At 63.9% G+C, this 19,322-nt stretch carries 16 protein-coding genes and 1 rRNA gene; 5 read left to right on the top strand and 12 right to left on the bottom strand.

The annotated features are described in order from the left end of the window. Positions 1–33: 33 nt before the first annotated feature. Positions 34–3,606, bottom strand: a complete 3,573-nt coding sequence (locus NCR37_RS12565) for an indolepyruvate ferredoxin oxidoreductase family protein (RefSeq protein ID WP_250473261.1) — start codon at positions 3,604–3,606, stop codon at positions 34–36. Between the two features lie 338 nt (positions 3,607–3,944). Here NCR37_RS12565 and NCR37_RS12560 point away from each other — a divergent pair, with 338 nt between their 5' ends. Further along, positions 3,945–4,151 carry a hypothetical protein gene (locus NCR37_RS12560; RefSeq protein WP_250473260.1) on the top strand — a complete coding sequence of 69 codons (207 nt, stop codon included), beginning with the start codon at positions 3,945–3,947 and terminating at the stop codon, positions 4,149–4,151. Positions 4,152–4,220: 69 nt separating this feature from the next. Here the strand turns inward: NCR37_RS12560 and hppD are convergent, their stop codons facing one another. Beyond that, positions 4,221–5,321 carry a 4-hydroxyphenylpyruvate dioxygenase gene (hppD, locus tag NCR37_RS12555; protein ID WP_175938281.1) on the bottom strand — a complete coding sequence of 367 codons (1,101 nt, stop codon included), beginning with the start codon at positions 5,319–5,321 and terminating at the stop codon, positions 4,221–4,223. Between the two features lie 146 nt (positions 5,322–5,467). Here hppD and NCR37_RS12550 point away from each other — a divergent pair, with 146 nt between their 5' ends. Beyond that, positions 5,468–5,971, top strand: a complete 504-nt coding sequence (locus NCR37_RS12550; protein WP_175938279.1) for an Lrp/AsnC family transcriptional regulator — start codon at positions 5,468–5,470, stop codon at positions 5,969–5,971. A gap of 82 nt (positions 5,972–6,053) precedes the next feature. On the opposite strand, the gene NCR37_RS12545 is transcribed toward NCR37_RS12550, so the two are convergent. The 9 genes from NCR37_RS12545 to NCR37_RS12505 form a co-directional block, all read right to left on the bottom strand. After that, the gene (locus NCR37_RS12545; RefSeq protein WP_502800520.1) at positions 6,054–6,719 is read right to left on the bottom strand and encodes a GNAT family N-acetyltransferase; all 666 of its coding nucleotides are present in this window, start codon (positions 6,717–6,719) and stop codon (positions 6,054–6,056) included. Between the two features lie 178 nt (positions 6,720–6,897). Next, the gene (locus tag NCR37_RS12540) at positions 6,898–7,500 is read right to left on the bottom strand and encodes a TetR/AcrR family transcriptional regulator (protein ID WP_250473259.1); all 603 of its coding nucleotides are present in this window, start codon (positions 7,498–7,500) and stop codon (positions 6,898–6,900) included. Positions 7,501–7,522: 22 nt separating this feature from the next. Next, positions 7,523–8,341, bottom strand: a complete 819-nt coding sequence (locus tag NCR37_RS12535) for a DUF1835 domain-containing protein (RefSeq protein ID WP_250473258.1) — start codon at positions 8,339–8,341, stop codon at positions 7,523–7,525. 96 nt (positions 8,342–8,437) lie between these two features. After that, positions 8,438–9,526: a 1,2-phenylacetyl-CoA epoxidase subunit PaaE gene (gene paaE / locus NCR37_RS12530; RefSeq protein ID WP_250473257.1), complete on the bottom strand. Its 1,089-nt coding sequence runs from the start codon at positions 9,524–9,526 to the stop codon at positions 8,438–8,440. A gap of 21 nt (positions 9,527–9,547) precedes the next feature. Next, positions 9,548–10,051: a 1,2-phenylacetyl-CoA epoxidase subunit PaaD gene (gene paaD, locus NCR37_RS12525; RefSeq protein ID WP_250473256.1), complete on the bottom strand. Its 504-nt coding sequence runs from the start codon at positions 10,049–10,051 to the stop codon at positions 9,548–9,550. A gap of 2 nt (positions 10,052–10,053) precedes the next feature. Next, a complete protein-coding gene (gene paaC / locus NCR37_RS12520) occupies positions 10,054–10,851 on the bottom strand; it encodes a 1,2-phenylacetyl-CoA epoxidase subunit PaaC (RefSeq protein ID WP_250473255.1) in 798 nt (265 codons plus the stop codon). 9 nt (positions 10,852–10,860) lie between these two features. Beyond that, complete coding sequence (gene paaB / locus NCR37_RS12515) at positions 10,861–11,145, bottom strand: 1,2-phenylacetyl-CoA epoxidase subunit PaaB (protein WP_250473254.1); 285 nt, start codon at positions 11,143–11,145, stop codon at positions 10,861–10,863. A 16-nt stretch (positions 11,146–11,161) separates the two neighbouring features. Further along, entirely contained in the window at positions 11,162–12,163 is a 1,002-nt protein-coding gene (gene paaA, locus NCR37_RS12510) for a 1,2-phenylacetyl-CoA epoxidase subunit PaaA (RefSeq protein ID WP_250473253.1), read from the bottom strand. A gap of 413 nt (positions 12,164–12,576) precedes the next feature. Next, entirely contained in the window at positions 12,577–14,058 is a 1,482-nt protein-coding gene (locus NCR37_RS12505; RefSeq protein WP_250473252.1) for an MFS transporter, read from the bottom strand. A 177-nt stretch (positions 14,059–14,235) separates the two neighbouring features. Here NCR37_RS12505 and NCR37_RS12500 point away from each other — a divergent pair, with 177 nt between their 5' ends. After that, positions 14,236–15,504, top strand: coding sequence for a TIGR03862 family flavoprotein (locus tag NCR37_RS12500; protein WP_250473251.1), 1,269 nt, complete (start codon positions 14,236–14,238; stop codon positions 15,502–15,504). 681 nt (positions 15,505–16,185) lie between these two features. Here the strand turns inward: NCR37_RS12500 and NCR37_RS12495 are convergent. Next, positions 16,186–17,343: a methyltransferase gene (locus NCR37_RS12495; protein ID WP_250473250.1), complete on the bottom strand. Its 1,158-nt coding sequence runs from the start codon at positions 17,341–17,343 to the stop codon at positions 16,186–16,188. A gap of 144 nt (positions 17,344–17,487) precedes the next feature. Between NCR37_RS12495 and NCR37_RS12490 the strand changes: the two genes are divergently transcribed. Further along, positions 17,488–18,774 (top strand): SGNH/GDSL hydrolase family protein, encoded by a 1,287-nt coding sequence (locus tag NCR37_RS12490; RefSeq protein ID WP_250473249.1) that lies wholly within the window; start codon positions 17,488–17,490, stop codon positions 18,772–18,774. A gap of 473 nt (positions 18,775–19,247) precedes the next feature. Next, a 16S ribosomal RNA gene (locus tag NCR37_RS12485) occupies positions 19,248–19,322 on the top strand; the annotation flags it as partial.

The raw sequence follows: 19,322 nt of genomic DNA, 5'->3' as shown, positions 1-19,322 counted from the left end.
CGCGAACCGCCTTCGAGCGTGAAGCGGCGAGAATCAAGCCACCTGCCGCTTCTCCCCACCTTCGTTCGAACGCCACCGCGCCAGCAGCTTTTCCCACTTCACCTTCGCCGCCTTGACGTTGTTTTCCTTGATATGCCCGTAGCCGCGCATCGAATCGGGAAGGCTCGCCAGTTCGATCGCCAGCGGCAGCCTCTGCGGCGTCAATCCATCGATCAGTTCCTTGACCAGCGCTTCATACTCGCCGATCAACGCGCGCTCCATCTTCCGCTCTTCCGTGCGGCCGAACGGATCGAGCGCCGTGCCGCGCAGGAACTTCAGCCGCGCGAGCACGCGCATGGCGGACATCATCCACGGACCGTACTGCTTCTTCACCAGATGCCCATGCGCGTCCTTCTTGGAGAAAGACGGCGGCGCAAGATGCATCTTGATCTTCCAGTCGCCTTCGAAACTGCTCTTCACCTTCTCGATGAACGCCGGATCGGCATACAGACGCGCGACTTCGTACTCGTCTTTATAGGCCATCAGCTTGTGCAGATTCTTCGCGACGGCCTCGGTCAGCAGATAGTCGCCGACGCCGAGTTCGGCTTCCGCCGCGCGCACCTGCGCAACCAGCCGTCCATACTTCGCGGCGTATGCGGCGTTCTGATACTTCGAGAGGTAGTCGAGGCGCTTGTCGATCAGCGCATCCAGCGCCTTCGGCGTATGCAGCGCGATGACCTTGCTCGGCGTCGCATCCTGCGTCCCTTGCGCGAGACGCCTGACAGCCGGGAGATCATGCGCGGCGCGTCGGCCCCATTCGAACGCAGCGAGATTCTTCTCGACCTGCACGGCGTTCAGCTCGATGGCCCGCACGATCGACTCATGCCGCAACGGCACCCAGCCCATCTGCCACGCGTAGCCGAGCACGAACGGATTCGTGTAGATCGCGTCGCCCATCAGCGCGACGGCGAAGCGGTTCGCATCGACGAGCGCGACATGCTCGCCCGCCGCCGCGCGAATATCGGCTTCCGCGCTCGCCCCCGGGAAGCGCCAATTCGGGTCCTTGATGAAAGCGGCCGTTGGCGTCTGCGCGCTGTTCACGACCACGCGCGTGCGACCCGGCTGCATCCGCGAGCCGCATTCGTCGCTGGCCGTGACAATCGCGTCGCAGCCGATGACGAGATCCGCCTCGCCCATCGCGATGCGCGTCGCGTGAATGTCGGTCGGGCGGTTCGCGATCTGCACGTGGCTCATTACGGCGCCGCCCTTCTGCGCGAGGCCGGTTACGTCCAGCACGGTGACGCCCTTTTGCTCCAGATGCGCCGCCATGCCGAGCAGCGCGCCGATCGTCACCACGCCCGTTCCGCCGACGCCCGTCACCAGCACGCCGTACGGCCGGCCGATCTCGGGTAGTTCGGGCGTCGGGACGGGCGGCACCGCGTCGCCGGCCACGCTCGTCGCCTTCGGCTTCTTCAACTGGCCGCCTTCCACCGTGACGAAGCTCGGGCAGAAGCCGTTCAGACACGAATAGTCCTTGTTGCAGGTCGACTGGTTGATCTGCCGTTTCGTGCCGTATTCGGTGTCGAGCGGCTCGACGGACAGGCAGTTCGACTTCACCGAACAATCGCCGCAGCCTTCGCACACGGCCTCGTTGATGACGACGCGCTTCGCCGGATCGGGATACGCGCCGCGCTTTCTGCGGCGGCGCTTCTCGGTGGCGCAAGTCTGGTCATAGATCAGAATCGACGTGCCGGGAATTTCGCGCAACTGGCGCTGCATGTCGTCGAGCTGGTCGCGATGATGCACGTCGATGCCCGGCGCGAGGCCGACGTCCGGCGTGTATTTTTCCGGCTGATCCGTGACGATGACGATCTTCGCCGCGCCTTCCGCCGCGAGTTGATGCGTGATCTGCGGCACGGTCAGCACGCCGTCGACCGGCTGGCCGCCCGTCATCGCGACGGCGTCGTTGTACAGAATCTTGTACGTAATGTTGACCTTCGACGCGATCGCCGCGCGAATCGCGAGCAGGCCGGAGTGGAAGTACGTGCCGTCGCCGAGATTGGCGAACACGTGCTTGTCGTGGGTGAACGGCGCTTGCCCGACCCACGCCACGCCTTCGCCGCCCATCTGGCTGAACGTGCTCGTGTTGCGGTCCATCCACACCGTCATGTAGTGACAGCCGATGCCCGCCATCGCGCGCGATCCTTCCGGCACGTTCGTCGACGTGTTGTGCGGACAGCCGGAGCAGAACCACGGCTTGCGCTCGGCTTCGACACGCGGCCGCGCGAGCGCCTTTTCCTTCGCCTCGATCACGGCGATGCGCGCCGCAATGCGGGCGCGCACGTCGGCGGGCAGGTCGAATTTCGCGAGCCGCGCGGCAATGGCTTTCGCGATGATCGCGGGCGAAAGCTCGTAGTGCGCGGGCAGCAGCCAGTTGCCCATCGGCACGGACCATTCGCCGCCTGCGCCGTCTTTCTCATCGAACTTGCCGAAAACGCGCGGACGCTGCGCATCGGGCCAGTTGTAAAGCTCTTCCTTGATCGCGTATTCGAGAATCTGGCGCTTCTCTTCGACGACCAGAATCTCCTTGAGGCCGCGCGCGAATTCCTGCGCGCCTTGCGCTTCGAGCGGCCACACGCAGCCGACCTTATACAGACGAATGCCGATCTGCGCGCAGGTTTCATCGTCGAGGCCGAGGTCGGTCAGCGCCTGACGCACGTCGAGGTACGCCTTGCCGCCCGTCATGATGCCGAAGCGCGCGTGCGGCGCATCGATCTCGATGCGATCCAGCTTGTTCGCGCGCACGTAGGCGAGCGCGGCGTACCACTTGTAGTCGAGCAGACGCGCTTCCTGCACGAGCGGCGGATCGGGCCAGCGGATGTTCAGGCCGCCGTCGGGCATCGCGAAATCGGTCGGAATCACGATTTGCGTGCGATGCGGGTCGATATCCACCGACGCCGACGATTCCACCACGTCGGTCACGCATTTCATCGCGACCCAAAGGCCGGAGTAGCGCGACATCGCCCAGCCGTGCAGGCCGAAGTCGAGATATTCCTGCACGTTCGACGGGAACAGCACCGGCAGCCCGCACGCCTTGAAGATGTGTTCGGACTGGTGCGCGAGCGTCGATGACTTCGCCGCGTGGTCGTCCCCGGCGAGCACGAGCACGCCGCCGTGCTGCGACGATCCGGCGGAATTGCCGTGCTTGAAGACATCGCCGGAGCGGTCGACGCCGGGGCCTTTGCCGTACCACATCGAAAAGACGCCGTCGTACTTCGCGCTCGGGTAGAGGTTGACTTGCTGCGACCCCCAGACGGCGGTGGCTGCGAGATCTTCGTTCAGGCCCGGCTGAAACACGACCTGATGCGCGGCGAGATACTTCTTCGCCTTCCAGAGCGACTGGTCGAGACCACCGAGGGGAGAACCGCGATAGCCGGAGATGAATCCGGCGGTGTTGAGGCCTGCGGCTCTGTCGCGTTCTTGCTGGAGCATCGGCAGGCGAACCAGCGCCTGGATGCCGCTCATGTACGCGCGGCCGCGTTCGAGGGTGTATTTGTCGTCGAGCGTGACGGATTTCAGCGCGGCTTCTAGCGAAGCTCTTTGTTCTGCGTCTAGCGGGGCGTTCATTCTGTGTGCTCCTCCACCCGAGTTTGGGATCGCCAAAGCATGATTCGGGCCGTTGCGTCTTGTGAACGCGCAGGCCGGGACTTCAAGTTTGCCGATGCCCGCGCTTTCGAGACAGTGGTAGAAACCCGTTAAAAAATCCTCACTTAGGCGCGGTTTGCGTCAAAACGTTGAAGCGCGGCCCGGGACGTCGAGACGTTTGTTACAGGGTGTAAATGTGACCGATGCGCGGAACCCCCGGTCTCGGCTCTGTCTAAACGGGCGCTTGCGCAGTTTCGCGTGCGGTTTCGTGAGCGCGGAACGGCATTCAGCCGTACACACGCAGTCAGAAGGAGAAAAGAATGAAGCAACGCCACATCCAGAGTTTCCTGATGGTCTCGGCGGCCTTTTTCGCGATCAGCGCGCCGGTGGGCGGCGCGCGGGCGAATGGCACGCCGTTCGGGGCCACGTCGGTTCCCCCCGTCGCGCAAGTGCGCTCCCAGACGCCGCAGGTTCGCGGCGGCGAGCGCCGCGAGTCCGAGCGTAGTAACGACGACACCGCCGCCTGAAAGCATCGCTACAAGACAAAAGGGACATGAACGCTGCGTTCATGTCCCTTTTTTTGTGCCCTTCGGTTCTTAGGCGCTCGTGTCTTTCAGCACGCCGCGCCGCATCTGATCCAGTTCGATGGATTCGAACAGCGCCTTGAAGTTGCCCTCGCCGAAGCCCTGATTGCCCTTGCGCTGAATGATCTCGAAGAAGATCGGGCCGATCTGATTCTCCGTGAAGATTTGCAGCAGAATTTCGTCGCGGATGCCGTCGATCAGAATCTTGCGCTTTTTCAGTTCCGCGACCGATTCGCCGTGATTCGGCACGCGCCGGTCCACGAGTTCGTAATACGTGTCGATGGTGTCGAGCAGCGCAATATTCGACGCGCGCAGGCCGTCGACCGTCTCATAGATATTGTCGGTGCCAAGCGCGATGTGCTGAATGCCTTCGCCGCGATATGCGTCGAGATATTCCTGAATCTGGCCGGCGTTTTCCGAGCCTTCTTCGTTGATCGGAATGCGAATCTTGCCGCACGGCGAGGTCATCGCTTTCGACTTCACCGCCGTCACCTTGCCTTCGATGTCGAAATAGCGCACCTCGCGGAAATTGAAGAGGCGCTCGTAGAACTCTGCCCATTCGATCATCCGGCCGCGATGCACGTTGTGCGTCAGATGGTCGATGTAAGTCAGTCCGTGGCCGACCGGATTCGGATTCGCGCCGGGAATCGGCTCGAAGTCGACGTCGTAAATGCTGATATCGCCGATGCTGCCCGGCTCTGCGCCGTTCTTGCCGCGCCAGCGATCTACGAAATAGATCAGCGAATCGCCGATGCCCTTGATCGCCGGAATGTTCAGTTCCATCGGGCCAGTCTTGTTGTCGAAGCCCCACGCGCCGAGTTCGAGCGCGCGCTTGTACGCTTTCGCCGCGTCCGCGACGCGAAACGCGATTGCGCAGATCGACGGTCCATGCAGGCGCGCGAAACGTTGCGCGAACGAATCCGGCTCCGCATTGACGATGAAGTTGATTTCGCCCTGCCGGTACAACGTCACGTTCTTGTGCCGATGCCGCGCGATCGCCGTGAAACCCATCTGCTCGAACAGCTTGCCGAGCGCGACCGGGTCCGGCGCGGTGTATTCGATGAATTCGAAGCCGTCGGTGCCGACGGGGTTCTCCCAGGTCGTAGTGCTCATGCGCGTCTCCCGTTTTCTATGCGGCGCTTCGCCGCGACGTGGAGAGAAGTTTAGCCAGCGAGCGGCGGCAAAAACTTGCGAAACAAATCGCAGGTTCCTAAGATGGCGCACGAAACTGCCAACAGTCCGCGCATTGGAGACCGAAAATGGCCGAGCCCGAACTCGATACGATAGACCGCAGAATCCTCGCGATTCTTCAGGAAAACGGTCGCCTGTCGAATCAGGAGATCGCGGACCGCGTGAATCTTTCGCCGAGTCCGTGCTTGCGGCGCATCCGGCGGCTGGAGGAGACGGGCGTGATTCGCGGCTACGTCGCGCTGCTGGACGCGAAGAAGCTCGGTCTCGGTTTGCTGGCTTATGTGAACGTTCGGCTGGAGAAACGCGGCGGCATGCCGGCGTCGGCCGGCACGCCCAATCCGCCGACGCACGGCGATCTGTTCCGCGAAGCCGTGCGGTCATGGCCGGAAGTGGTCGCCTGCGACGCGATGACCGGAGAGATGGATTTCCTGCTGCGCGTACAGGTGCGCGACATGGACCACTTCTCGCGCTTCGTGCAGGACCAACTGCTGCATCATCCTTCGGTGATCGACGTGCGCTCGAGTTTCTCGCTGGAACGCATCAAGGAGACGACCGCGCTGCCGCTGCGTTGAGCGCGTTCCGACAACGAAAAGGGCGGCCTGAGCCGCCCTTCGCATGGTGTCGCCTACAGCGCCAACCGCGCTGTCGATGAACTCAGGCAGCGTTGGCCGTCGGCATGAACGCCCGGAAAACCTGCGACGCGCGATGCGCCTGGCGCTTGATCGCGTAGTCGAACACGGCGGCTTGCTCTTGCAGCATTTCCGCCATGATGCTCGTCTGATCCGCGGGCGGCAGCGAGAGATACGCGTCGGCTTCGCCGTATGCGAATTCGATCTTCATGCCCGATTTGCGCGCTATGTGCATCATCCTCGCGTTGCGCGACAGGCAATGCATGTACAGCACGGAAACGTGCGTATTACGGCTGCGCATGGCGGCGCGCTCGAACAGCTTGCTGCCGATGCCGCGACCGCGCGCGCTTTCGAGCACGGAGACGCCGAATTCGGCAGTGCGCTTCTCGCCCTCGGCCGGCAGATACGCCAGATGACCGACGCCGAGCAGTTCCAGCGAATTGCCGAACACGCCGAACACCGTGTCGTTCGCAAAGTTCAGGTTCTGAACGTAGTTTTCGATGACGTGGTCCGGCACGATCTGCCCGAAGCGGAGCAAGCGGTCGTCTTCGTCAAGCGCGAGGAAGTGAGTGAGCAGGCGCTCACGATCGGCGGAGGACAGCTCGCGAACGAGAACCGGCAAGCGCGCGGCGTCCGGCAACGGCCGATCGGGGGCGGCGGCGATTTGCGGCGCGGTGCGGTTGAAGGTCAGTTCCACGATGTTTCTCCTTGTTCGTATGCTGCAAAGCAAAACGAATTTTATCGCTTTCAAGGAAAACGCGTAGGGGAAAACCCCTAAAACGAGTGGAGGAGGCGTTCTAGGTTTGAGCAATTCCCCGCAGAAACAGCGAGTTAGACGGCAACAGGCATAGTGACGCAGCGCAACAGAACTAATCGGCAGCGAGTCCATGCTCGATCATCTCGACGACCTGTTCCGCGAAATCGCGATAGCCGAGCTTGCCGCCCGGCTTCAGCCAGGTGAATGTCCAATTGATCATCCCGAACACCATCATCGTGAGCGCGGTCTGGTTCTCTTTTGTCACGCGCTCCGGATAGGCGCGGGCGAGTTGGCGCGTGAACGCTGCGACGATATCCCGCTGACGGTCGAGCACGACTTCGCGCTGCGCATCTTCAAGATACTTCACGTCGTTGAGCAGCGCGACGTGCCGGCTGTGCGACGTCTCGTATTCCGCCAGAAACGCGCGCACGAGTTCCGCGAAGGCTTCTCGCTCGCCCAGGCCGCGCCGCTGGCTCGCGCCTTCCACTTCCGCGATGATCAGCATGAGCCGCTTCGTGTAGCGGTCGAGCAGGTCGAACAGAATCGCTTCCTTGCTCTCGTAGTAGTGATAGAGCCGTGCCTTCGAGGTGCCGCTCGCGGCGGCGAGGTCCGACATCGACGTGCTCGGATAGCTGGTCTGCGCGAATTTGGCGGCGGCGAGTTCGAGAATCTGTTCGCGTTGAGTGTCGTGGTCAGGCGCTTTGGTGCGGGCCATGTGTCGGAAGCGTTCTTTCGGCTTATTCGGCCTGAGTCGATGAGCGTCGCAATTCGGCGTGAGCCATATCCGACGGCGTGCCGCGTATTCTAAGCCGGCCCGCCGTGACCAGTTCCCGGCAGCGCCAGAACGCGACCGAATCGGTCAGCAGGAAATCGAAGCGCCGCGCCATCGCGCCCGCGGCGATGCGATGGGCAGGCTGCCATTCCGAAGTGGCGAGTTCGAGCAGCGTGTCATCGACATCCAGCCACGTTCCGGACACGAGCATGTTGTCACGCAGCCGACGGTTTTCCGCGTTCGAATGCTTCGCCTCCTGCCATTCGAGCGCGAGCCGGCTGATGCGCAGCACGGAGATAGGCGCGGCTGTCGGCAGCTTCGCGAGAAGTTGTCTGGGCGAGAACATGCCGACGGAAGTCGCTTGGTCCGCCCGGCGCACGGTTTCGGGATGCGCGTCCGGCGCCTCGATGGCGAGGTCGTCGAACGCCAGTTTCGCTTCGTTCAGACGCTGCGGCGCATTGCGCAGGTAATACGCCACGCGCCGAAGCGTGAGTTGATCCGCCGCGCTTTGTCCGTGCCAGACGACGAGCTGTCCGTCGCCGCGCGCAAGCCGCCCAAGCAGCGCGAGCTGGCCCTGCACCTGATCCTCGATATCGGCAGGCGTATTGGACACCTGACGCCAGAACGCCGCCCGCGCGACAGGCGATTCGTCGATGTCCCGCAACGGCCCGACAGCGAGATCGTCGCGCAGCGCGATGACCTGTTCGGTGCGTTCGGCGAGCCGCAGCGCCTTAGTGAGAGCGTCGGCCGCGCAGTCGCCATTGGTGACGTGGATCGTATTCATGGGTGTCGGCTTGCCGGAAAGACGAAGGACCGCTCGCAGGAGCGATCCCCAGTTTAGCCAATCCCGGAACGCGCCGGTGTGGGTTGCCGCGCGGAATCAGCGTTCGTCGAAGCTCACGACCACGCGCTCGCTCACCGGATGACACTGGCACGTCAGCACGAAGCCGTCGTCGATTTCGTGCTGTTCCAGCGTGTAGTTCTTGTCCATTTTGACTTCGCCTTCCAGCACTTTCGCGCGACACGTGCAGCAGACGCCGCCCTTGCACGCGTACGGCAGCGCGAGTCCCGCCTTCAGACCGACGTCGAGCACGCTCACGCCTTCATACGGCAGCCGCAGCTTGCGCTTTTTCCCGTCGATGACGAGTTCCAGATCGGCCGCCGGCGTGCTCTCGGTGATCTCGATTTGCGGCGCGCCCGCCTGCGGCAACGGCGTGCCGAACCGTTCGACGTGAATGCGCTCCGGCGCGACGCCCGATTCCTTCAGCGCCGCTTCGGCGGCGTCCATCATCGGGCCGGGGCCGCAAATGAACGCTTCGTCGATCTCGCCGGGCGGCAGGAGCGATTCGAGAAACGCCGTGCACTTGGCCTTGTCGAGGACGCCGTTGAAAAGCTCGACGTCCTGCAAATCGTCAGACAGCACGTGATACAGCGAGAACCGGCTCATGTAGCGGTTCTTCAGGTCTTCCAGTTCCTCGGCGAACATGATCGCGTCCACGCTGCGGTTGCCGTAAACAAGCGTGAAGCGGCTCGTCGGCTCCATGTCGAGCGTGGTCTTGATGATCGCCAGCACCGGCGTGATGCCCGAGCCGCCCGAGAACGCGACGTAATGCTTCGCGTGTTCCGCGTTCAGATGCGTGAAGAAACGTCCATCGGGCGTCATCACGTCGATTTCGTGGCCGGGTTTCAGCGTATCGAACGCGAAGTTCGAGAAGCGCCCGCCGCGCACGCGCTTGATGCCGATGCGCAGCTCGCCGTCGCGGTCGTAGTCGGTCACGCCGACGCAGATGGAATACGAGCGGCGCGTTTCCTCGCCGTCGATATGCGTTTTCAGCGTCACGAACTGGCCCTGCGTGAAACGAAACGCGTCGCGCAGTTCCGGCGGCACGTCGAAGGAAACCGTGACCGCGTCGGCCGTCTCGGGGCGCACGTCGCGGATACGCAGCGTATGGAATTGCGGAGTCGCCATAAGAGTCGTGTCGTGGAGAGGTCAGTACGGCTTGAAGTAATCGAACGGCTCGCGGCAATCGAGACACCGATAAAGCGCCTTGCACGCCGTCGAGCCGAATTGCGCGAGCTTTTCCGTGTGCGTGGAGCCGCAGCGCGGACAGGCGATGACTTCCTTCTTGTAGGGCATGAAGCGCATCGGCTTTTCCGTGCTGCTGCATGCGCCTGCCGGCGGCGCGATGCCATAGCGGCGCAGCTTGTCGCGCGCTTCGTCCGTGATCCAGTCGGTGGTCCACGCCGGCGCGAGCACCGTTTCCACGCGATGCGCGCCGAGTTGCGCGCGCTCGATTGCCTCGGCGATGTCCTCCGCGATCTGCGACATCGCCGGGCAGCCGGAGTACGTCGGCGTTATGACGACCTCTAGAACGCCGTCGTCGCCGTGGCGCACGTCGCGCAGAATGCCCAGTTCGCGGATCGACACCACCGGGATTTCCGGGTCCGGCACGGCTTCGAGCGCGGACCACGCGCGTTCTATCGTCGCGTCCATGATTACCAGCTCGCGCCCGGATGCTGCCGCGCGAGGCTTTGCATTTCCGCGAGCAGATAACCCATGTGTTCGGAATGCTCGCCGAGCTTGCCCGTGCTGACGTGCTTCGCTTCGGCGGGCGCTTGCAGCGTGGCTTCGTCGAGCGCGGATTGCACGTCGTCGCGCCAGACGGCTTCGAAATCGCTCGCGAGCGGCGCGATGCCGGCTTCGGCCACTGCGCGCTCGACCGCGTCCGGATGGAAGAACTCTCGCGTGTACGGCATCAGATAGTCGAGCGCCGCCTGCGCCCGGCGATGCGATTCCTCGGTGCCGTCGCCGAAACGCACGAGCCAGTCGCGGGCGTGATGCACGTGATACCGCGTCTCCTTGATCGACTTCGCCGCGATGGCCGCGAGTTGCGCGTCCGACGAAGCCTGAAGCGCGGTCCAGACGTGCGCCATGAAAGCCGAGTACAGAAAGTTGCGCACGATGGTCACGGCGTAATCGCGCTCGGTGCGCGCCGTGCCCGCGAGCGGGCCGAAGTGCGGCAGTTCGACCAGCGTGTAGTTAGCGAATTCGCGCTCAGTACGGAAATAGGCGTAGTCGTCTTCGGTCTTTGCCGCGCCCGTCAACGCTGATTCGAGCGTGGCCGCGTGCGAATACAGCAGCCGCGCCTGTCCGATTAGATCGAGGCTGATGTTCGCCAGCGCAATGTCCTCTTCCAGCGCGGGACCGTGGCTGCACCATTCGGCGTTGCGCTGACCGAGAATCAGCGCGTTATCGGCGAGGCGCAGCACATAGGCGAGATGTTCGGTGCTCATGTCGCGCGCTCACATATGGTTGATTTCGTCGGGCAGCACGAAGAACGTCGGATGCCGGTAGATCTTGTCGCCCGCCGGTTCGAAGAATTCGCCCTTGTCCGTCGGGTCCGACGCCGTGATCGCCGACGACGGCACCACCCAGATGCTCACGCCTTCCTGGCGGCGCGTGTAGACGTCGCGCGCCATGCGCAGCGCGGTGGCGGCGTCGGCGGCGTGCAGGCTGCCGCAATGCTTGTGATCCAGCCCCTGCTTGCTGCGCACGAAGACTTCCCAGATCGGCCATTCCTTGCTCATATTCGATGTCTCCCGTTCAGGCGGCTTGCTTTTGCGCACGCGCCTTCTGTTTTTCGGCGTAGGCGAGCGCGGCCTCGCGGACCCATTCGCCCTCGTCGTGCGCCTTCACGCGCGTGGCGAGTCGCTCCTTGTTGCACGGACCGTCGCCATTGACGACGCGCCAGAATTCGTCCCAGTCGATCTCGCCGTAGTCGTGCGCGCCGCGCGCCGCGTTCCACTTGAGGTCGGGATCGGGCAGCGTCACGCCGAGAATCTTGGCTTGCTCGACGGTGGCATCCACGAACTTCTGGCGCAGGTCGTCGTTCGAAATGCGCTTGATGCCCCACGCGAACGACTGCCCGCTGTGAATCGAATCCTTGTCGCTCGGGCCGAACATCATCAGCACGGGCCACCACCAGCGGTTCACGGCCTGCTGAACGAGGTCCTTCTGCGCCTGCGTGCCCTTCATCATGGCGAGCAGCGCGTCGAAACCCTGCCGCTGATGGAACGACTCTTCCTTGCAGATGCGGATCATCGCGCGGGCGTACGGCCCGTACGTGCAGCGGCAGAGCGGAATCTGGTTCATGATCGCGGCGCCGTCGACCAGCCAGCCGATCACGCCAACGTCGGCCCACGTGGGCGTCGGATAGTTGAAGATGCTCGAATATTTCGCCTTGCCCGCGTGCAGCGCGGCGACGAGTTGGTCGCGCGAGACGCCGAGCGTTTCGGCGGCGCTATATAGATAGAGACCGTGGCCGCCTTCGTCCTGCACCTTGGCGAGCAGGATGGCCTTGCGCTTCAAGCTCGGCGCGCGGCTGATCCAGTTGCCCTCCGGCTGCATGCCGATGATTTCCGAATGCGCGTGCTGCGAGATCTGCCGCACGAGTGTCTTGCGGTAGGCCTCGGGCATCCAGTCCTGCGGCTCGATTTTGCCGTCCGCTTGCATGACTGCGTCGAAGCGTTGCTGTTGCGCGGATGCGTCGGCGGGCGCGTCGGGCGCGGTCGGCTGGCCGGGAAGGTCGAGAGATTGGGTGTACATGGCGGACACTCGCTCTTGGGAAAGTCGCTGTGCGCCGATTATAAACCGACCGGCCGGTCGGTGAATCGCATTTTTCGGGATGGGAGGGTTTTTCCCGAGGCGATCAAGCGGCGGAAAAAAGGGTGCGGCCGTGTCCGGGCGCACCGCTTGGCTGGACCAAAAGCTGGCCTGTCTTGTTCGCCTTGTCGAGCGCTAAGGCGGTTGGCCGATGCATCGAAGCGTCAGAAAAAAGCGGCGCGGCCGTTCTGGGGCGCACCGCTTCGCTGAACCAAGGATTCTGCTGTCTTGTTCACCTTCCCGTGCGCTGTCGCTCGAAGAAAGGCGATTGGCCGATGCATCGAGGCATTACAAAAAAAGCGGCGCGGCCGTTTCCGGTCGCACCGCTTTTTCATGGCCAGATCGCTCCGAGCGCGTTACTCGACGCGTTTTCCCTCGAAGTCTTCAGCGTCCACGTCATAGCCCGACGGTTCCCAGCGCACCGCCATCAGCGCGACGAGGCCGGCGAGCGGCGCGACTGCGATGATCCAGAACACTTTCGTTCCGAGCGCCGCCGACAGCACCGGAAACAGGAAGAGCGAAACGGTCGAACTGGCGCGCATCAGCGTCTGATTGAAGCCGACGCCCACGCCGCGCAACGACGTCGGATAGCTCAGCGACGCGAACGTCATGCTGTGCGAACCCGGCCCGACGCCTTGGCCGAGCAGAAAGGCGGCGAGCAGCGCAATCGCGATGACGACCTGCGCGCCCGTCGCCGGTTTGCCGACCACCGCCAGCCCGACGAGCGCCACGAGCTGGAACGCGTACCCGACGACCGTCAGCTTCCACGCGCCGAACTTCGGCACCGTGCGCACCGCGAACAGGCCGCCGGCAAACGCGAAGCAGAGATTCAGCGCGAGCGAGGCGAGAATCGTCGTGAGCATCGACTGCGCGAGGAAACTCGAAATGATGACCGGCAGACCGAACGCCACCGCGTTGTACGCAAACGACGACGCGATCGCGATGACCGTCGCCAGCACGGTGCGCCGCAGATACACGCCGCGCAGCAGCGCGCCGTAGTTGCTCCACGTCGCGCCGCGCGGTTTCGCCGCTTTCGATGCGGCGAGCGCGTCCGGGTCGACGCGGGCATCCACGCCATAGGAGCGTTTCAGGATCGCGGCGGCGGCCGGCAGATCGCCCTGATTCGCGGCCCAGACGGGCGACTCGCTCATGTAGCGGCTGCGAATGGCGATGATCGCGATGGCCGGCACCGCGCCGAAGCCGAGAATCAGCCGCCAGAGCCAGCCCGCGTTGTGCGCGGGCAGCGCCGCGTACAGACCGAGCACGAGCAAGTACGAAATGCTGATCGCGGCGTACCACGTCGGGCACCACATCGCGACGCGAGCGGCCTTGTTCCCGCGCCCTTGCAATCGCGAGAATTCCGCGAGGAACGCCATGGCGACCGGCAAATCGATCCCGACACCGAGTCCCATCACGAAGCGCGCTCCGCCGAGCACCCAAGCGTTCGGCGCGAGCGCGCAGGCGATCGCCGCGACGACGAAAAAGAACATGTCGGCCATGAACACGCGGTAGCGGCCAATCTTGTCAGTGAGATAACCGCCGAAGAACGCGCCGATGATCGCGCCGAACGTAATCGCCGAGGCGACGAAACCGGTTCCAGTCGGCGTCAGCGAGAACTCGCGGGCGATATCCTTGACACCGAACGCCAGCGCGCCGAGGTCATAGGCATCGAGGAAGATGCCGCCGAGCGCGATGGCGACGACGATGCGCGCATCGCTGCCGATGGCCGCGCCGCGGTTGACGAGATTCGAGACGTCGGCGGCGCTGCGGATGACGGGACGCGCATCGGCGGCGCCGGCCCGGGAAGGTGTTCGCTCGGGCGCGATAGATACGGACATGATCGACAGGAAAGTAGAAATTTGTGGACGCAACGAATCGCCGGATCGTATCCGGCTGGCGGGCGCTCACCAAATTCTTTTTTGTTATTTAATGACTTACGGCCGGGCGCGCGTCTTCGTCCGCCAGCCATTGAACGCGATGCGACAATGTCGCTCCTCGTTTTCTCGCTAGCTAGCATGACCTCAGTTGAAAACATCGAATCCGCGCAAGTCGCGGTCGTAGGCGGCGGACCGGCCGGGCTCATGGCGGCGGAAGCGCTCGCGGCGGGCGGCGTGAGCGTGGATGTGTTCGACGCGATGCCGTCGGTCGGGCGGAAGTTTTTGATGGCGGGCAAGGGCGGGATGAATCTGACGCATTCCGAGCCTGCCGACGCTTTCGTCGCGCGCTACGGCAAGCGTCGCGCGGACATTGCGCCGCTGCTCGCGCGCTTCGACGCGGCCGCGTTGCGCGAGTGGGTGCACGGGCTGGGCGTGGAAACCTTCGTGGGAAGCTCGGGCCGCGTCTTCCCGACGGACATGAAAGCCGCGCCGATGCTGCGGGCATGGCTGCATCGGCTGCGCGCGTCGGGTGTCACGCTGCATATGCGGCATCGCTGGCTCGGCTGGACGGACGCTGGTGTAGGCGAATCGCGGTTCGCGACGCCCGACGGCGAAAAGCGCGTGCGCCACGATGCGCTCGTGCTGGCGGTCGGCGGCGCGAGCTGGCCGCAACTCGGCTCGGACGGCAGCGCGATGATGCATCTGGCGGCGCGTGGCGTCGATGTGCGGCCGTTTCTGCCGTCGAATTGCGGTTTCGACGTGGACTGGTCGCCGCATTTTCGGGAACGCTTCGCGGGCGAGCCGCTGAAGTCGGTCGCGATCGGCCTCGAACAGGCGGACGGCACGGTGGACTGGCGGGTCGGAGAGTGCCTGGTCACCGAGCATGGCATCGAAGGCAGCCTGATCTACGCGCTGTCGGCGCAGATCCGCGATCGTCTGATGGAGCAAGGCGACGCCGGCGCGCGCATTCTCGTCGACCTCCTGCCGCAGCTTTCGGTCGCGCGCGTCCGGGACGAGGTGCTGCATCCGCGCGGCGCTCGGTCTCTGTCGAGCCATTTGCAGAGCCGGCTGCATCTCGCGGGCGCGAAGGCCGGCCTGCTGCGTGAATGTCTGACAAAAGAGGAGTTTGCCGATCTCGACACGCTCGCCGCGCGCATCAAGGCGTTGCCCTTGCGTGTGCGACGTCCGCGGCCGATCGCGGAAGTGATCAGCAGCGCGGGCGGCGTCGCGTTCGATTCGCTCGACGAGCGCTCGATGCTGGTCGCGCTGCCCGGCGTATTCTGCGCGGGCGAAATGCTCGACTGGGAAGCGCCGACCGGCGGTTATCTGTTGACGGCGTGCTTTGCGAGCGGGCTCGTCGCGGGGGAGGGCGCGCTTGCGTGGCTGGGCGAGCGCGGTTGTGGGTGAATTCGGTGGTTGCGGCGAGCGGCGCCCGCAAGCTTCAAGCACGCGCCTGACGCGACGTCCTGCTAGGAACGAACACTACAGAACGTCGGGCTTGGAGCCGTCTGCCCTTGCAGCGACCGGTCGAGCTTCCTGCCGCTCAGCTTGCGCGGCGGCGCGCCGCTTGTTTGTAACGTGAAGCGGCAAAGCACGGCGCATCGCGGCTATGAGCTACATGCGCCAGAGGCGAAGTCGGCAACTGCGGGCCTCGCAACGACAGGCGGGGACAACCTTGATGCACCGGCCGGAAATACCGAATCGCCGCAAGGCACCTGCACAGATGCGCCGTGCGCCGGACGCAAGCTGTCGAGCGTACGGCGTCACACGCGCAACGAGTCTATCGCGAACGGAAATCGGCTTCGGGCAAGCCGCACACAAGAGATCGACCGTCGGCTTCGCGCGGACGAGTCATGCGCCGAACGGAAAATGGCTTTGCTTCAAAGCGTCACAAGACGACGAGCCGCAAGCAACGGACTCGGACCCGTTCAGCGCCGCCATTCACGCAGCGCGATGCGACGCATGCGCGGGGCGCAAAACGTCGAGTGTCCGGCAGCTCGCGTGGGATCAGTCGGTCGGTCAACGAGGCTCGGCCTCGCGCCCAACTTCACGACACTTCGAGCCCGTGCGACGAACGCAATCCGCCCCTCACGCGGCAACGAGCCGCCAAAGCGACGTCACCTCTGCCGAGCGTGCCGTATGCAGCGGGTCTGACTTATCGGCCGCGCGCGGATGATGCGGTTTCACGTCGATGCGACCATCGACTCTCAACCCCGCTGCATCGATCCATTCCTGAAGTTGCGCGCGCGTGCGCAGCCCGAGATGCTCGGCAAAGTCGGACAGAATGAGCCAGCCTTCGCCGCCGGGCGTCAGATGGGCGGCGAGGCCGCCGAGAAAACCGCGCAGCATGCGGCTTTCCGCATCGTAGATCGCGTGCTCGATCGCCGAACTCGGGCGCGCCGGCAGCCACGGCGGATTGCACACGACAAGCGGCGCGCGCCCTTCCGGGAAGAGATCGGCCTCGACGACCTGAACCTGCTTGCGCAGCCCGAGCCGGTCGATGTTCTCGCGAGCGCAGGCGAGGGCTCGCGCATCGACATCCGTGGCAACGACGCGCTCCACTCCGCGCCGCGCCAGCACCGCCGCGAGCACGCCCGTACCGGTGCCGACGTCGAACGCGAGCGATGTCGACGGCAACGGCTGATTCGCGATCAAATCGACGTACTCGCCGCGTACCGGCGAAAAGACGCCGTAGTACGGATGAATGCGGCCGCCCGTCGCCTTGATTTCAACGCCTTTTTTGCGCCACTCGTGCGCGCCGATCAGACCGAGGACCTCGCGCAACGAGACTACCGACGGCTCTTGCGGCGGGCCGTACGCTTCCTCGCACGCTTCGCGCACGTCCGGCGCGCGGCGCAGCGGGATGACGTACTGCTCGTCGAGCGGAAGCACGAGCATCGCGAGGGTGCGCGCCCGCTGCGATTGCGCGAGACGGTGCATGTTGAACGCATCGACCGGGGACGCCGGCTTGTCTTTGTCCGACGCCGCTTTCTTTGCCTTGCGCGGTTTGTTGTCGATTCGCCGGGCCATCGCCTGCAAGAGCTGCCGCGCGTTCTGGAAGTCGCCGCGCCAGAGAATGGCCGTGCCCTCGCAGGCAAGGCGGTAGGCGTGATCCGCTGTCATTTGATCGTGACCGATGACGAGACGCTTCGGCGGCTGATTACCGCTTTCGGAGCGCCAGCGGGCAGAACGGCTTTCGCCGTCCTCTTCCCAATCGAGTCGGGGCGTGGAGCTTTCGAGTTGCATAAAGGTACGTCGTGAAGGGATTGGCTGCATTGTGAGGCCAATCGATGCGGGCGGGTCGGTCACGCGCGTTTTCTTCCGGATCTGGCGGCGCGTTCGCTGTGACGATCGGGCACAATTTAGACTTTTTCCGAACGCCACCGCCGAATGAAGCTCAAGTTTCTCGCCGCACTCTACGCGGCCGCGCTCGCTTTTCCGTTCACCGCCGCGTCGCTGGCGTTCGCCGCCGAGACGCCCGGATCGCCCGCCAACGACCATTGGGTCAGCGCCTGGGGCACGGCGCTCCAATCGATTCCGCAACTCGCGAATCTGCCGCCGCTTTATCGCGCACCGGAAGTCGGGGGCCGAACGGTCCGGCAAGTGATCTATTCGCAGCTTGCCGGCAAGCAAATGCGCTTGCACATTAGCAACGTGTACGGAACCGCGCCGCTCGTCGTCGAGTCGATGAGCGTTGCGCGCGCCGTCAGCGGCAGCAGCCCCGCGATTCAGGGCGGCAGCGCCCGGCCCGTGCTATTCGCCGGCAACAAGATGGTGACGGTCGCGCCGGGCGGGCAGGCCACGAGCGATCCGATCGCGTTCGACGTGGCCACCGGTCAGCCGCTCGCGGTCAGCATGTTCATGGGGAAAGAGCAGAAACTGGTCGCGTGGCATCGCGTTGCAAGCCAGGTCAATTACGTTTCGACGCCTGGAGACCGCACGGACGACGCTTCTCCGGCAGCCTTCCGCACCCGTTTCACGCAGTATGCTTGGCTGACGAACGTGTCAGTGGAGAATCCGACGGCGCGGGCAGTCGTTGCGATCGGGGATTCGATCACCGACGGCATGCGCTCGACGCTGAACGCCAATCGGCGCTGGCCGGACGCTCTCGCACGCGAAATCGCTCAGAAGAACGGCGGGCAGGCGGCGGTCGTCAACGTGGGCATCAGCGGGAACCGGCTGCTCAGTAATTCGCCTTGTTACGGCGAGGCGCTCGTAAGCCGCTTCGATCGCGACGCGCTGCGACAGCCGGGCGTGCGCGCGGTGATCGTGCTGATCGGCATCAACGACATCAATTTCGCTGCGATGCCGGCGCACGGCGGCCTCGACTGCGATGCGCCGCATACCGAGGTCAACGCCGACGCGCTGCTGCGGGGGTATCAACGACTCATCGCGCAGGCGCACCAGCGCGGGCTGAAGATTTACGGCGCGACGCTCACGCCGGCGTCGCTGCCACCGGAACGCGAGGCGATTCGCACGGCGGTCAATGCGTCGATCCGCGCGAGCCGGGCGTTCGATGGCGTCATCGACTTCGATGAGGCGCTGCGCGATCCGGCGCGGCCGAGCGCGCTGCAGCGGCGTTTCGACAGTGGCGACCACATTCACCCGAGCGATGCCGGATACGCCGCGATGGCGGCTGCGGTGCCCATGTACGTCGTCTTCGGGACGGGGAAGTGAGCGTCTCGGGATGGCCTGTAAAAAATCTTGCGTCATCACCTTGTCATTGGCGTTTGCTTGGCCTAGAATTCCGCTCCTCGTCGCAAGATGAGCGCCGCCAAAGAAACAGGCGGTCTCCGAAGTCCCTAGTTTTGGAAGCGAAAGCAGAAAAAACTGTTGACAAGGAGAAAAAGATTCTTCATAATCTCGTTTCTCTGCTGCTGATGCAGCGACGCAAGACGAAGCGGTTGAGCTAAGTGCTCGATGCGGCGAGGTAGGAAGTCTTGGCGGATTGCTCTTTAAAAACTAACAGCCGATAAGTGTGGGCGCTTGATGGTGAGTGCGGCCGGTTATTTGGAACTGGCCAAGCAAAAGTATCAAGAGTCTCACGCGAAGTATCAGAGGAAGGTTTATCTGTCGAGAGATGGATTAATCATCGTCAGTACGTTGAGTGAGCGACCTATTCGGAAGAATAGAAAACAGTAACAGGGTTTGAACTGAAGAGTTTGATCCTGGCTCAGATTGAACGCTGGCGGCATGCCTTACACATGCAAGTCGGACGGCAGCGC

It is taken from the genome of Caballeronia sp. GAFFF1 (genome assembly GCF_023630705.1).
In the GTDB taxonomy this organism is placed as follows: domain Bacteria; phylum Pseudomonadota; class Gammaproteobacteria; order Burkholderiales; family Burkholderiaceae; genus Caballeronia.
Note: the sequence above shows the minus strand (reverse complement) of the source record. Positions and strands in the feature narration are given on the sequence as shown.

Coding starts and splice junctions, on each gene's coding strand:
- NCR37_RS12505 (WP_250473252.1), bottom strand. CDS start 14,058: ATGTCCGTATCTATCGCGCCCGAGCGAACACCTTCCCGGGCCGGCGCC.
- hppD (WP_175938281.1), bottom strand. CDS start 5,321: ATGAGCACTACGACCTGGGAGAACCCCGTCGGCACCGACGGCTTCGAA.
- NCR37_RS12535 (WP_250473258.1), bottom strand. CDS start 8,341: ATGAATACGATCCACGTCACCAATGGCGACTGCGCGGCCGACGCTCTC.
- NCR37_RS12540 (WP_250473259.1), bottom strand. CDS start 7,500: ATGGCCCGCACCAAAGCGCCTGACCACGACACTCAACGCGAACAGATT.
- paaB (WP_250473254.1), bottom strand. CDS start 11,145: ATGAGCAAGGAATGGCCGATCTGGGAAGTCTTCGTGCGCAGCAAGCAG.
- paaA (WP_250473253.1), bottom strand. CDS start 12,163: ATGTACACCCAATCTCTCGACCTTCCCGGCCAGCCGACCGCGCCCGAC.
- paaD (WP_250473256.1), bottom strand. CDS start 10,051: ATGGACGCGACGATAGAACGCGCGTGGTCCGCGCTCGAAGCCGTGCCG.
- NCR37_RS12495 (WP_250473250.1), bottom strand. CDS start 17,343: ATGCAACTCGAAAGCTCCACGCCCCGACTCGATTGGGAAGAGGACGGC.
- NCR37_RS12560 (WP_250473260.1), top strand. CDS start 3,945: ATGAAGCAACGCCACATCCAGAGTTTCCTGATGGTCTCGGCGGCCTTT.
- paaE (WP_250473257.1), bottom strand. CDS start 9,526: ATGGCGACTCCGCAATTCCATACGCTGCGTATCCGCGACGTGCGCCCC.
- paaC (WP_250473255.1), bottom strand. CDS start 10,851: ATGAGCACCGAACATCTCGCCTATGTGCTGCGCCTCGCCGATAACGCG.
- NCR37_RS12565 (WP_250473261.1), bottom strand. CDS start 3,606: ATGAACGCCCCGCTAGACGCAGAACAAAGAGCTTCGCTAGAAGCCGCG.
- NCR37_RS12500 (WP_250473251.1), top strand. CDS start 14,236: ATGACCTCAGTTGAAAACATCGAATCCGCGCAAGTCGCGGTCGTAGGC.
- NCR37_RS12490 (WP_250473249.1), top strand. CDS start 17,488: ATGAAGCTCAAGTTTCTCGCCGCACTCTACGCGGCCGCGCTCGCTTTT.
- NCR37_RS12550 (WP_175938279.1), top strand. CDS start 5,468: ATGGCCGAGCCCGAACTCGATACGATAGACCGCAGAATCCTCGCGATT.